This window comes from Dyella japonica A8, from assembly GCF_000725385.1.
Taxonomy (GTDB): domain Bacteria; phylum Pseudomonadota; class Gammaproteobacteria; order Xanthomonadales; family Rhodanobacteraceae; genus Dyella; species Dyella japonica_C.
The window spans coordinates 2,445,930-2,459,501 of record NZ_CP008884.1; the positions used below are offsets into that span (position 1 = coordinate 2,445,930).

7 protein-coding genes are annotated in these 13,572 nt (G+C 65.5%); 1 reads left to right on the forward strand and 6 read right to left on the reverse strand.

All coding sequences use genetic code 11. The features are described from left to right. Positions 1-104 precede the first annotated feature (104 nt). Positions 105-1,034, forward strand: coding sequence for a 5'-nucleotidase (locus tag HY57_RS10115; RefSeq protein WP_026033753.1), 930 nt, complete (start codon positions 105-107; stop codon positions 1,032-1,034). 35 nt (positions 1,035-1,069) lie between these two features. Here the strand turns inward: HY57_RS10115 and HY57_RS10120 are convergent, their stop codons facing one another. The 6 genes from HY57_RS10120 to HY57_RS10145 all read right to left on the reverse strand — a co-directional run bounded on the left by HY57_RS10120 (position 1,070) and on the right by HY57_RS10145 (position 13,477). Further along, on the reverse strand, positions 1,070-1,948 hold the full coding sequence (locus tag HY57_RS10120; RefSeq protein ID WP_019464225.1) for an aldo/keto reductase: 879 nt from the start codon (positions 1,946-1,948) through the stop codon (positions 1,070-1,072). A gap of 1,245 nt (positions 1,949-3,193) precedes the next feature. Further along, positions 3,194-4,657, reverse strand: coding sequence for an efflux transporter outer membrane subunit (locus HY57_RS10125; RefSeq protein WP_050997882.1), 1,464 nt, complete (start codon positions 4,655-4,657; stop codon positions 3,194-3,196). Next, positions 4,654-7,941 carry an efflux RND transporter permease subunit gene (locus HY57_RS10130; RefSeq protein WP_019464468.1) on the reverse strand — a complete coding sequence of 1,096 codons (3,288 nt, stop codon included), beginning with the start codon at positions 7,939-7,941 and terminating at the stop codon, positions 4,654-4,656. Before HY57_RS10130 ends, HY57_RS10125 begins: the two co-directional genes overlap by 4 nt. Beyond that, positions 7,938-11,045 carry an efflux RND transporter permease subunit gene (locus HY57_RS10135; RefSeq protein ID WP_019464469.1) on the reverse strand — a complete coding sequence of 1,036 codons (3,108 nt, stop codon included), beginning with the start codon at positions 11,043-11,045 and terminating at the stop codon, positions 7,938-7,940. The genes HY57_RS10130 and HY57_RS10135 overlap by 4 nt, the downstream gene beginning before the upstream one ends. Positions 11,046-11,064: 19 nt before the next feature. Next, positions 11,065-12,297: an efflux RND transporter periplasmic adaptor subunit gene (locus HY57_RS10140; RefSeq protein ID WP_019464470.1), complete on the reverse strand. Its 1,233-nt coding sequence runs from the start codon at positions 12,295-12,297 to the stop codon at positions 11,065-11,067. Positions 12,298-12,601: 304 nt separating this feature from the next. After that, entirely contained in the window at positions 12,602-13,477 is an 876-nt protein-coding gene (locus HY57_RS10145; protein WP_019464471.1) for a DMT family transporter, read from the reverse strand. Positions 13,478-13,572 lie beyond the last annotated feature (95 nt).

Genomic DNA, 13,572 nt, shown 5'->3' on the forward strand with positions numbered 1-13,572 from the left:
TCCCTCACCGTCATCCCGGCTTTCGCCGAGATGACGGTGAGGGAACACACGCACTGTTGAGGAGGTAGCGCTCCTTCAACACATGTTTTGTTAGATTGATCGCCATGACCCGCCCCACAGCCGATGCCCACGCCCCCAACTCCACCGGCGACAACCGCCTGGTGGTGGCCATTTCCTCGCGTGCCCTGTTCGACCTGGGGGACAGCCACGAACTGTTCGAGCAACAGGGGCTGGATGCCTACCGCGCATTCCAGATCGAGCATGAGAACGAGATCCTCAAGCCAGGCGTGGCGTTTCCGCTGGTGCAGAAACTGCTGGACCTGAACAAGCTGGGTGGTGACGTGCCGCCGGTCGAGGTGATCCTGCTGTCGCGCAACTCGGGCGACACGGGCCTGCGCATTTTCAACGCCATCCAGCACTACGGGCTGGAGATCAGCCGCGCGGCGTTCACCAGCGGCGCGCCGACCTCCGATTACATCGCCCCGTTCAAGGCCGACCTGTTCCTTTCCGCCAACGCGGAAGACGTGGGGCGTGCGCTGGCGGCCGGCGTGGCGGCGGCCACCATTCTTCCTTCCACTGCGCCACCCCGCGCCACCGAACAGCTGCGGATCGCCTTCGACGGCGACGCGGTGATCTTTGGCGACGAAGGCGAGCGTGTGTCGCGCGAGGAAGGGCTGGAGGCGTTCCATCGCAGCGAGCGCGAGCTGGCCGATGAGCCTCTGTCCGTGGGGCCGTTCCGCGGATTCCTGTCGGCCGTGCATCGCCTGCAGGCCGCCTTTCCGGCGGAGGATTCACCCATCCGCACGGCCCTTGTCACCGCGCGCTCCGCGCCGGCGCACAAGCGCGTCATCCTCACCTTGCGCCGCTGGGGCGTGCGCATCGACGAGGCGCTGTTCCTCGGCGGCCGCGACAAGGGGCCGTTCCTCGATGCGTTCGGTGCGGACATCTTCTTCGACGATTCACCGGCCAATGTGGAGTCGGCACGCAAGCACGTGGCGACCGGCCACGTGCCGCATGGTGTGTCGAATCGCTGAGCCTGGCGACCGGTTGTGGGAGCGCTTTTGGCCCGTCAGGGAACGGAGTGGCCCTTGCTGGCCGTCCAGATGGCGTACCAGTCTTCCGCATCGAGTTCCACGTTCAATGCCGCGACCGCCTCGCGCAGGCCGTTGATACGCCCCGTGCCGGTGATGACGTGGGGACGCGAGGGATGGCGCAGCGCCCAGGCGAAGGCCAGTGTGGTGAGGCTGATGCCATGGCGGTGCGCAATGGCAGTCATTTCGGCGCGCACGCGCATGGCCTGTTCGTCATCACCGGTGAACAGGCGACCACCGCCCAGCGGCGACCAGATCATCGGGCGCAGCCCCAGTTGCTGCACCTGATCCAGCGTGCCGTCGTCCAGCGCGTTCATCTGCAGCGGCGACAGCTCGACCTGATTGGTCAACAGAGGGTGATGCTGGTGCAGCAGGGCGAACTGGCTTGTCGTGTGGTTGGACACGCCCCAGTGGGCGACCTTGCCTTCCCGCGTGAGCGCGGCGAAGGTGCCGGCCAGCGCCGCGGCGTCCATCAGGTAGTCCGGCCGGTGGATCAACACCAGGTCCAGCTGCTCCGCGTGAAGGTTGCGCAGCGACTGCTCGACCTGTGCACGCACGTAGGTGGCTGAGGTGTCGTAGTAATTGATGCGATAGGGACGCTGCGCGGAGCGCAGGCGAATGCCGCATTTGGTGACCAGCTGCATGCGCTCGCGCAACGCTGGCGCCGCCTTCAAGGCTTCGCCGAACTGTGCTTCGGCCTGGTAGTCACCGTAGATGTCGGCGTGGTCGAACGAAGTGATGCCCAGTTCCAGCGCCTGCTCGATCCAGTGCACGCGCTCCTGCACGTTGAGTTGCCAGCTGGTGATGCGCCACAGGCCGGCGACGATGGGGGAGAGGGTGAGGGAAGGGCTGGGCATGGTGGTAGATGGGCTCGGCGGGGGCGGGGCAGTGTGCCAAGGCTGGGCGTGGTGTGCCAGCGTGTGAGATGCCCTTAGGGACTCGCTCTGCGCAGTTGCCGCTTTTGGGCAGGGGTTGGGCAAGAGGCATTCTTGCCTCGCCACTTCAAAAGAACCGTCATCCCTGCGAAGGCAGGGATCCAGCGATTTTGCGCTCGATTGTCGCGATTCCGCGACCTGGCTCGCCTGCTGCGGGCCACCGCCCTCCTGCCGGCGACGCGAAGCTAGTCCCGTGGGAAGGCCGGGGCACTTTTCATTGCTTGCCCACGCACGCGCAGGAGCGCGTGCGAACGGCAAAGCCGGCCCGTAGGGCGGAGGACAGGATGCCCGGAGTAAAGATCCCGCGGGGACTAGCTTCGCGTCGAAAGTAACCCAAAGAAAGGCCCCCCGAATGACGCGCCTTCCGGGCCTATGGCCCGGAAGGTTCGCGGGCGGGTTCCGGGCTTTTCGACGGGGCTCCTGCCCCGACGAAAAGTGCCTGGCCTCCCTGCCAGGCACCCCTGAGGGGCTTGATCTCCACCCGCCCGCCGCGTCATACGGGGACCCGGTAGGTCAAAAGCCAAAAACTAAAAGCCAAGAACCAAGAGCCAAGAGCCAAGAGCCAAGAGCCAAGAGCCTGAACCGTCAGCGGAGCATCCCAAGGTGGCGAGTCCCTTGTGGGAGCGCACCCTGTGCGCGACAGCGGCGTCTCGTGGTTGCCGCTCCGTTAGGTTGTCGCGCACAGGGTGCGCTCCCACAGAAAAGCGGGCGACCGTGTGGGTCCATTAGGGCCAAAGCGAAGCGAGGCGCCGCTTTAAGTCCTCATCGCTTCGGCGCGTTGCGAAGCGCCTGGCACTACCCGCTGTGTAGAGGCGAAGGTCGCCAAGCAACAAACCGCCTCGAGCGTTCGAGCTTTTTCCCACGACATGCTGCCAGCTCTGGCTCTGCAGGCCATTTTCTTTGGGTTACTTTCGACGCGAAGCAAGTCCCCGTGGGATCTTTTGGGCCAGCAAAAGAAAAGTGACTCGGCCTTCCCACGGGACTAGCTTCGCGTCGTCGGCAGAAGGTCGAAACGCCCGCTGTGTAGGCGGCCCGATCGCGGGAAGGCCTGAGGTGACGACCGACCACTACAGAAACTGGATCCCGGCCTGCGCCGGGATGACGGATCTTCTGAAGCGATGAGGCAAGGTTGCAGGGCCGCAGGGCCGCAGGGCCGCCACACCAACCTCACCGCACCCCATTTCTGGACAAAGCCACCGGCGCATGCCCCAACGCATCCGCCGACCACCCACCACCCGTATCCCCAATCAACGACACCGCATCCAGCAACCGCTGCTGCTGCACACTCAACGCCTCCTGCTCCGTACTCAACTGCGTCGCCTGCGCCACCGCCGCCGTCGTGTAGTCGACCGTTCCCGCGTTGTACTCGTTGAAAGCGATCTGCGAGCCCCGCGTCGCATCCTTTACGGCGGCATCCAGCACCTGCGCCTGCTGCGCAAGTATCCGGATGCCGGACAGGTCGTCCTCCACGTTCTGGAACGCGGCCAGCACGGTGCCACGGTAATTGGCGACGGCGGCCTCGTAGTCCGCCCGCGCGGCGGCGACCTGGCCGTGGCGAGCACCTGCGTCGAACACGGTCTCGCTCACGTCCGCACCCAGTGACCACACATGGTTCGCCACATGCAGCAAGCCCGCCAGGGGTGATTGTGAAAAGCCATCCGCCGCCGACAGCGATATCGACGGGTAATAGGCGGCCACGGCGACGCCGATGGCGGCATTGGCCGACGCCATCTGGCGTTCGGCCACGGCGATGTCCGGGCGACGCTGCAAGAGCGTCGTGGGCACGCCTGCGGGCACCTGTGGCAGGGTGGGCAAGCGGGCGTTGTGGGGAATATCGAGCTCTTCCGGGTTTTTGCCGACCAGTACGGCGATGGCGTGCACGTACTGCGCACGCGATACGCCCAGTGCGATCAACTTCGATTGCGCGTTCTCCAGCTGCGTGCGCGCGGTGATCACGTCGGACGGCGCGACCGTGCCGGCCTTGCCCTGGTTGTCCACCACGCGCAGGTATGCCGTGTACGCATCGACAGTCTTCTGCAGCAGGTCGATGTTGGCGTCGGTGACGCGCAGGTCGATCACGGCGGTGGCCAGCGCTGTCTGTTCGGACAGCGTGGCGTTGGCCAGCGTGGCCTGGCTGGCCTGCGCCGTGGCCTTGTTTTCTTCCACTGTGCGGCGGACCTTGCCCCACAGGTCGGGTGCCCAGCTCACATTGCCTTCCAGCGAACCGGCGGTGCTGATCGGGTGCAGATGTTCGACGCCGCTGCCGGCGTTGCCGGCGGCCGAGCGCTGCTTGCTGGCACTGCCGCTGATGCCGAGGGTGGGGAACAGCGCGCTGCGCGCCACCTGCACCTCGGCCACGGCGGCCTGGTAATTGGCGTAGCTCTTGGCCACGGTCTGGTTGGATACGACGACCTGTGGTTCCAGTTCGTCGAGCAACGGATCGTTGAACGCCACCCACCAGTCGCCCTTGGGCGTGTCATCCGCCGGCGTGGCGGCCGCCCAGCCGGGCAACTCCTTGTACTGCGCGGGCACGGTGACGTCGGGGCGGCGGTAGTCGGGCCCCACCATGCAGCCGCCGAGTACCGTCGCCAGCGCGACAGCCAGCGCGTTGCGAAGAAGGATCGTGCTCATGCGCTTGCCTCCGATCGGTTCCACGGCAGGCTTGCCGACCACCGCGCAAGCCGCGCGCGCAGGCGGTCGAGGTAAAGGTAGATCACCGGTGTGGTGTACAGGGTGAACACCTGGCTAAGGATCAGGCCGCCCATCACCGTGATGCCCAGTGGCTGGCGCAGCGATGCGCCCTGGCCGATGCCGATGGCCAGCGGTACGGCGCCGAGCACGGCGGCGGCGGTGGTCATCATGATCGGGCGCAGTCGCAGCACGGCGGCATCGTGGATGGCCTTGCCCGGTTCCATGCCCTCGTCGCGCTGCAGGTGAATGGCCACGTCGATCATCATGATCGCGTTCTTCTTCACGATGCCTATCAACAGGATGATGCCGATCAGCGCGATCACCGAGAACGGCGTGCCGAAGATCAGCAGCGCCAGCGTCGCGCCGATGCCGGCGGAGGGCAGGGTGGAAAGGATGGTGATGGGATGCACGGTGTTCTCGTACAGGATGCCGAGCACGATGTAGACCGCCGCCAGCGCGGCCAGGATCAGCAGCGGCATCGTGCCCATCGACTGCGCATAGACCTGCGCCGCGCCTGCGGTGTCGCCATGGATGGAGGCCGGCATGCCGATGTCCTGCCCGGCCTGGCTGATGGCGGCGAGTGCGTTGCTCAGCGAGCCGCCCGGCGGAAGGTTGAACGAGATGGTGCCGGCGACCAGGCCGCCCTGGTGGTTCACCTGCGTGGCGGTGTGGTTGCTCACGTAGGACGCCAGCGCCGGAAACGGCACCATCGTCTCGGCTGCCGTGCTGTCCGCGCTGCCGCTGGAGCTGCCGCCCTTGGCGTTGGAGATGGCGTTGGTCAGCTGGTTGGCCTCGGCATCCGTATTGCGCGAGTTGGTGTTTGCGCTGGCCTTGGCGGCGGTCGCCGTGGCGCTGACCAGCGACCTGGACATCTGCGTCTGCTGCGTACCGGTGGCGTTGCCCGCGGCGGTGCTGAAGCGGATGCGCTCGATCGACTGCGGGTACTGCCAGTACGCCGGCGCGACTTCCATCACCACGTAGTACTGGTTGAGCTGGTTGTAGACGGTGGATACGGTGCGCTGGCCGAAGGCGTCGTAGAGCACGCTGTCGATCTGATTGGGCGCGAAGCCATAGCGCGCCGCGGTGGCGCGGTTGATGTTCACGTAAAGCTGCAGGCCGTTTTGTTGCAGGTCGGAGTTCACGTCGGTAAGACGGTCGTGGTACTTGCCCAGCGCGGTGATCAGTTTCGGCACCCAGGTGTACAGCGCCTCCGGATCGTCGCTGGTCAGCGTGTACTGGTATTCCGCGGCGGACTGGCGGCCGCCGATGTGCAGGTCCTGCGCGGCCTGCAGGAACAGCTTGGCGCCCGATACGGCATTGAGCTGGGGGCGCAGGCGGTCCACTACCTGCGCGGCGGAAAGCTTGCGTTCTGCCAGCGGTTTCAGCTCGATGAAAACATTGGCGCTGTTGAGTGCGCGGCCACCGGTGAAGCCGGCCACCGAGGCCACGGCCGGGTCCTTCTGCACGATGTCCTGCAACTGTGCCAGCTTCTTCTCCATCGCCTGGAAGGAGATGCTCTGGTCCGCGATGATCTGGCCCATCAGGATGCCGTTGTCCTGTTCCGGGAAGAAGGTGGACGGCACCAGGCGGAGCAGGAAGACGTTGAGCACGATCAGGCCGATCAGGGTCAGGATGACCGCGAAGGCATGGTCGAGCACCAGCGTGAGCGAGCGCGAGTAGGCCTGGTGGAAGCGCTCGAACTGGCGCTCGTACCACACCGCCCAGCGGGCCTTCGAATGCAGTGTCTTGCGGGTGATGACATAGGCCGCCATGGTCGGCGTGACGGTGAGGGAAATCACCAGCGACAGCAGGATGGCGATGGACAGCGTCACCGCGAACTCGTGGAACAGCAGGCCCACGATGCCCGGCATCAGCAGGATGGGCAGGAACACAGCGATCAGCGACAGGCTCATCGAGATCACCGTGAAGCTGACTTCGGCGCTGCCGATCATGGCGGCCTCGCGCACGTCCATGCCGGTTTCCACGTGGCGCACGATGTTCTCCAGCACCACCACCGCATCGTCCACCACGAAGCCGGTGCCGATGGTCAGCGCCATCAGCGACAGGTTGTCGACGCTGTAGCCCAAAAGGTACATCGGCCCGAACGTGCCGACGATGGACAGCGGCAGCGCCACCGCCGGCACCAGCACGGCACGCGGCGATTGCAGGAAGACGTATACCACCCCGATCACCAACAGGACGGCGATGAGCAGCGTGCGCTCCGTATCGCCCACGGCCGCATTCACCGACTGGGAGCGATCCACCGCCACGCCGATATGCACGTTGCGCGGCAGGGTGGCTTCGATATTGGGCAGCGACTTGCGGATCTGCGCCACCGTCTTGACGATGTTGCCGCCCGGCAGCGGATAGACGATCACCAGCACCGCGTCCTGGCCGTTGTAGAGGCCGGCATTGCGGATGTTTTCGGCGGAGTCGAGCACCTGCGCTACGTCGCGCAGTTGTACGGGCGCGCCGTTGCGGTAGGCGACAATGAGGTCGCGATAAGGTGCCGCTTTGCTGATCTGGTCGTTGGACAGTACTTCATAGCGCTGGCCGTTCTGGTCGATATGGCCCTTCACGCTGTCGGCATTGGCAGCACTGATGGCTGCGCGCACGTCTTCCAGGCCAATGCCGTAACTGTTGAGCTGGTCCGGCTGCAGTTCCACGCGCACCGAAGGCAGGGCGCTGCCGCCCAGCGTGATCTGGCCCACGCCGTCGACCTGCGAGAGCTGCTGCTGGATCACGGAATCGGCCGAGTCGTAGAGTTGCGCGCGGGTCAGTGTCTTCGACGTCAGCGCCAGCACCATGATCGGCGAGTCGGCCGGGTTGAACTCGCGATAGGTCGGGTTATTGCGCAGCGTGGTCGGCAGGTCGGCGCGCGCGGCCTGGATGGCGGCCTGCACGTCGCGCGCCGCGCCGTTGATGTCGCGGTTGAGCCCGAACTGGACCACGATGCGGGCCGACCCCACGGTGCTCTGCGAGGTCAGCTCGGTGACGTCGGCAATCGTGCCGAGGCGGCGCTCCAGTGGCTCGGCCACGGTGGATGCCATGATGCTGGGGCTGGCGCCCGCCATGTTCGCCTGAACGACCACCACGGGGAAGGTGATGTTGGGCAGCGGTGCGACGGGCAGGTGGAAATAGGCCAGGGCGCCCGAGAGGAAGATGGCGATGGCCAGCAGCGTCGTCGCCACCGGCCGCTGGATGAAGACGCCGGGAATGTTCACGGCGCTTCCCCCACCGCCGCCTCAGGATGCTTGCGGCCGAAGCGTTGCGCGAGGCGGTCGAAGTACAGGTAGATCACCGGCGTGGTGAACAGCGTCAGCAGCTGGCTGAGCAGCAGGCCGCCGATGATCGCCAGGCCCAGCGGCCGGCGCAGCTCCGAGCCGGTGCCCGTGCCCAGCAGCATCGGCATCGCGCCCAGCATGGCGGCGAGGGTGGTCATCAGGATGGGGCGGAAGCGCAGCAGCGAGGCTTCAAAGATCGCCTCCTCGGCCGGCTTGCCCTCCACGCGTTCGGCTTCGAGCGCGAAGTCCACGATCATGATCGCGTTCTTCTTCACGATGCCGATCAGGAGCACGATGCCGATGATGCCGATCACGTCCAGGTCGCTGCCCGCGATCATCAGCGCCAGCAGCGCGCCGATGCCGGCCGAGGGCAGGGTGGAAAGGATCGTCACCGGGTGGATGAAGCTCTCGTACAGCACGCCCAGTACGATATAGACGGCCACCAGCGCGGCGATGAGCAGATAGACCTCGCTGGACAGCGAATCCTGGAAGGCCTGCGCCGCACCCTGGAACGACGACGTGATGGACGACGGCAGGTGCAGCGCCTGTTCGGCGTCGTTCACTTCCTTCACCGCCTTGCTCAGCGACGCATCCTTGGCAAGGTTGAACGACACCGTGATGGCCGGGAACTGCGCGAGGTGGCTGATCACCAGCGGCGACTTGGTCACCTGGATGTCGGCAATGCCCTTGAGTGGCACCTGGCCGTTGCTGGCGGTCTGGCTGGGCAGGTACAGGTCGCCCAGTGATTCCACCGTGGGAAGGCTTTCCGGCTTGGCCACCAGGATCACCCGGTACTGACTGGCCTGCTCGAAGATGGTGGAGACGATGCGCTGGCCGAGCGCGTCATACAGCGCGTTGTCGATGGTGGCCGCGGTGATGCCGTAGCGCGCGGCGAGCTGGCGGTTCACCTCCACGTTCACGGCGAGACCGTCGTTGTTGAGGTCGCTGGTGACATCGGTGATCGACTTGATGTCCTTCATCCGCGCGATCAGCTCGGGAACATACTGCTGGAACGCCTGCTGGTTCGGTCCGCGCAGCACGAACTGGTACTGGTTGGGCGAGATGGTGGTGTCCAGCGTCAGATCCTGCTCGGGCTGCATGTAGAGCCGGATGCCGGGGATGTCCGCCACCTCCTGCCTTATGCGGCGGGCGATCTCCTCCGCCGTCGAGGAGCGGTCGTCGCGCGGTTTCAGGTTGATCAGGAAGCGGCCGTTGTTCAACGTGGTGTTGGTGCCGTCGATGCCCACGTAGGAGGTGAGGCTGTCCACGTCCTGGTCCTTCAGGATGGCATCGGCCAGCAGCTTCTGGCGATCGACCATGGCACCGTAGGACACCGAGTTGTCGGCCACGCTGATGCCTTGCAGCACGCCCACATCCTGCACCGGGAACAGGCCCTTGGGAATGACCACGTACAGCACGATGGTGAGCGCGAGCGTGGCGAAGAACACCAGCAGCGTGGCGCGCTGGTGTGCCATCACAAAGTGCAGGCCGCGCTTGTACGAGGCCAGCGTCTTGTCGAACAGCGCCTCGCTCACGCGCTCGAAGCGGCTCGGGTGGCGATCGGCCTGCGCCTTGAGGATGCGCGCGCACAGCATAGGCACCAGCGTGAGCGAGACCACCGCGGACAGCACGATGGTCACGGCCAGCGTCACCGCGAACTCGCTGAACAGGCGCCCGATCACCCCGCCCATGAACAGCAGGGGGATCAGCACCGCGATCAGTGACACGGTCAGCGACAGGATAGTGAAGCCGATCTGGCCGGCGCCTTCCAGCGCGGCTTCCAGCGGCGTCCTGCCTTCCTCCAGGTAGCGCACGATGTTCTCGATCATCACGATCGAATCGTCGACCACGAAGCCGGTGGCGATGATCAGCGCCATCAGCGACAGATTGTCGATGGAGTAGTTGAGTTCGTACATCAACGCCAGCGTGCCGATCAGCGATACCGGCACGGAAATGCTGGGGATGATGGTGGCCGGCACGTTGCGCAGGAACACGAAGATCACCAGCACCACCAGCACCACGGCGAGGATCAGCTCGAACGCTGCATCGCTCACGGAGGAACGGATCACTCCGGTACTGTCGTTGACCACGTCCACGGTCATGCCGGCCGGCAGCGTGGATTCCAGCTGCGGCAGCTGCTTCATGATCTGGTCGACGGTGGCGATCACGTTGGCGCCGGGCTGGCGCTGCACGTTCAGCACGATGGCCTGCGTCTGGTTGAACCATGCGCCTTGTTCGGTGTTCTGCGCGGCCTGCGTCACGCGCGCCACGTCGCGCAGGTAGACCGGCGCGCCGTTCTGGTAGGAAACGACGGTGTCGAGGTAATCCTGCGGGTTCTGGATCTGGTCGTTGCCGTTGATGGTGTAGTCGAGATCCGGCCCGTCGAAGTTGCCCTTGGGCTGGCTCACGTTGACGTTGGCGATCAGCGAGCGCAGGTCGTCGATGTTGAGCCCGTAGCCGGCGAGCTTCTTGGGGTCGGCCTCAATGCGGATGGCCGGCACATTGCCGCCGGAGGGCGTCACCAGGCCGACGCCCGGCACCTGCGAAATCTTCGCGCCAAGGCGGTTGTTCGCCACGTCCTGCAGTTGCGGCAGCGACATGGAGTGGGAGGTCACCGCCAGCGTGAGGATGGGACGATCGGCGGGGTTCACCTTCGCGTAGGTCGGCGGCGCGGGCAGGCCGGAAGGCAGCAGGCTGTTGGCGGCATTGATCGCTTCCTGCACGTTCTGCTCGGCCACGTCCAGGTTGAGCGACAGGTCGAACTGCAACGTGATCACCGACGCGCCCGCGGAGCTGTTCGAAGTCATCTGCTGCAGGCCGGGAATCTGGCCCAGCTGCACCTCCAGCGGCGCCGTCACCGTGGTCGCCATGACCGATGGACTCGCGCCGGGGTAGAACGTCTGCACCTGGATCGTCGGGTAGTCGACGTTGGGCAGCGACGACACCGGCAGGAAGCGCATGGCGACCAGGCCCACCAGCACGAGGGCGATCATCAGCAGCGAAGTAGCCACCGGCCTGAGTACGAACAGGCGGGAAATATTCATCGGATCGCGTGCCCGGCGCTCACGAGGAGGTGTTGGCGCTGCCGTGCTTCCGCTTGCCGCCATTCCCGGCGGGCGGTGCGCCCATGCTGCCCGCGCCGGCCGGATGCGCCTGCGCGACCTTGATCTTCGCACCGTCGCTCAGGCGGTCCATGCCATCCGTCACCACCTGCTGGCCAGCGTCGAGTCCGCTGAGGATCGCCGTGAACTGACCGTCGCTGGGACCGGGCGTGACCTTGTGCACGGACACGGTCTGGTCGGCATTGACCAGATAGACATAGTCACCCGGCGCGCCGCTCTGCACCGCGGGCGTGGGTACCAGCACGGTTTTCTGCAGTGTATCGACCAGCATGCGCACGTTGACGAATTCGTTGGGAAACAGCGACTCGTCGTCGTTGGCGAAGGTGGCGCGCAGCGTGACGGTGCCCGTGCTTGTTGCCATCTGATTGCTCAGGGCGTAGAGCGTGCCGGTGGCGATCTGCTTGCTGTTGTCGCTGCTATAGGCGGTCACCGGCAGCTTCGCGCCCGCATTCACACGCTGTAGCACCTTGCCCAGCGCGTTCTGCGGCACGGTGAACTGCACCGTGGTCGGCTTCATCTGCGTGATGGTGACAATGCCGGGCGAGGTCGACTGGGTGACGTAATTGCCGGGATCGACCAGGCGCAATCCAACGCGTCCGGCGACCGGCGCGGTGATGTGACAGTAGGTGAGGTTCAATTCGTCCTGCGCAATGACCGCCTTGTCCGCCTTCACGGCAGCTTCCGTCTGGGCCACCGTGAACTTCTGGTCGGTATAGGTCTGCTCGGCGATGGATTTCTGCTCGTGCAGTTGCGTGTAGCGGGCCAGGTCGGTGCGTGCCTGCTCCAGCGTGGCTTGGTCTTTCGCCAGCTGGGCTTCGGCCTGCTGTTTGTTGATCTCGTACTGGCGCGGGTCGATCTGCGCGAGGAACTGGCCTCTTTCAACGTCCTGGCCTTCCTGGTAGCCCACCGCCGTGAGGTAGCCGCTCAGCTGCGGCAGCACGTTGACGGTGGCCACCGGGGTGACGGTGCCCAGTGCCGTGAGCAATTCGGGCATGTCGCCAAGGGTGGCGGTGGCCGCGCTCACCACCTGCGGTGGCTGGCCCGTTTTTGCCTTCTGTCCGGTGAGAAGGTGGACCACCATCAACACCACCAGAAGGAGGATGACCACGGCGACGATCAGTACGCCGCGCCTTCGGTGAGGATGCCCGGACCATTGGGCAGTGTTGGCACTCATGCACCATCTCCCAGCAACTCAAGTTCACAAGACGAGCAAGGTCATGTCGTCATCGTGCCAACCTGTCCACGGCAGTGCATTGCGTGGAACGTCGTCGACGGATGTCAAACGATCCTTAGGTCCATGAGGTTGACCCGCTGCAGGGCTGGCGCCAACGCCACCTTCCCCTGGTGGTGCGGGTGCGCGCAGGGCGTGTTTCTGCGGGTGAGAGATGACACAAGGGCTGTCACGGACGAGTGATGCCTCGCGGCATGGCGTATCCGCTTCATTAAGAAATGTTCATCTGCCCACGACCGTGGCCGGGTCAGACCATGCGCGTGCGCTTCCACCACCCGGTGACCCGTTCCTCGCGTACCAGCGTGAACAGGCCCGAGCCGAGGATGAGCGCGATGCCGATCAGCATCGGCCAGTCCAGTCGATCGCCGAACAGCCAGTAACCGAAGAGGATTGCCCACAGCATTTGGCTGTATTGGGTGGGGGCGATGCGGTTGGCTGGCGCGTGGTGCGTGGCGAGCATCAGCAGCACACCGGCGAGTCCCGCGAGCAGGCCGTAGCCGGCCAGCAGGAACCATTGGTGCAGGTCCGGCCAGACGAAGCCGGGCGCCATCAGCAGGCCGCCGCTCACCAGCGGGCCGATGACGCCAGCGCCGTACAGGCTGATGCGTTTCTCGTGCGGGCCGGCCATGCGCAAGGCCACTACCGACACCGCGCCGGAGAGGCCGCAGGTCATCGCCGCGAGGTGGCCGACGCCCAGCGCGCGGAAACCCGGGCGCAACACCACCAGCACACCGATGAAGCCGACGATCACGGCCGACCACCGCCGCCAGCCGACGTGTTCCTTCAGGAAGATCACCGACAGCAGTGTGACGAAGATCGGCAGCAGGAAGATGAGTGCGAACGCTTCGGCCATCGGCAGCGCCGTGAAGGCGATCACCGCGGAGATATTGCAGATCGCGCCGGTGATGGCGCGGATCCACCACAGATGCGGCTTCTTCGCACGGAAAACGTCGACATAGCGGTCGTCGGGATTCCGGATGAAGGGCAGGGCGCTGAGCATCAGCACCGCGCCGAAAAACACCGCCTCGTAGGCCGGCAGGGTGCCGTGCAGGGACTTCACGAACGCATCGCTGATCGCATAGGCGGCGTAGCAGGCGAAGCCGAGGAGGACACCTTTGAACATGGACGATCCAGCGGGGGCGAGATGACCGACCGCCGCGCCAGCCAGCCGCAAGCTATCCCGGGGTGGGGAGCCTGGGCTCGCCCCGGGCCAAGAGC

Excerpts from the sequence above, each read along its gene's own strand:
- HY57_RS10115 (WP_026033753.1), top strand. The coding sequence starts at position 105 with ATGACCCGCCCCACAGCCGATGCCCACGCCCCCAACTCCACCGGCGAC.
- HY57_RS10120 (WP_019464225.1), bottom strand. The coding sequence starts at position 1,948 with ATGCCCAGCCCTTCCCTCACCCTCTCCCCCATCGTCGCCGGCCTGTGG.
- HY57_RS10125 (WP_050997882.1), bottom strand. The coding sequence starts at position 4,657 with ATGAGCACGATCCTTCTTCGCAACGCGCTGGCTGTCGCGCTGGCGACG.
- HY57_RS10135 (WP_019464469.1), bottom strand. The coding sequence starts at position 11,045 with ATGAATATTTCCCGCCTGTTCGTACTCAGGCCGGTGGCTACTTCGCTG.
- HY57_RS10140 (WP_019464470.1), bottom strand. The coding sequence starts at position 12,297 with ATGAGTGCCAACACTGCCCAATGGTCCGGGCATCCTCACCGAAGGCGC.
- HY57_RS10145 (WP_019464471.1), bottom strand. The coding sequence starts at position 13,477 with ATGTTCAAAGGTGTCCTCCTCGGCTTCGCCTGCTACGCCGCCTATGCG.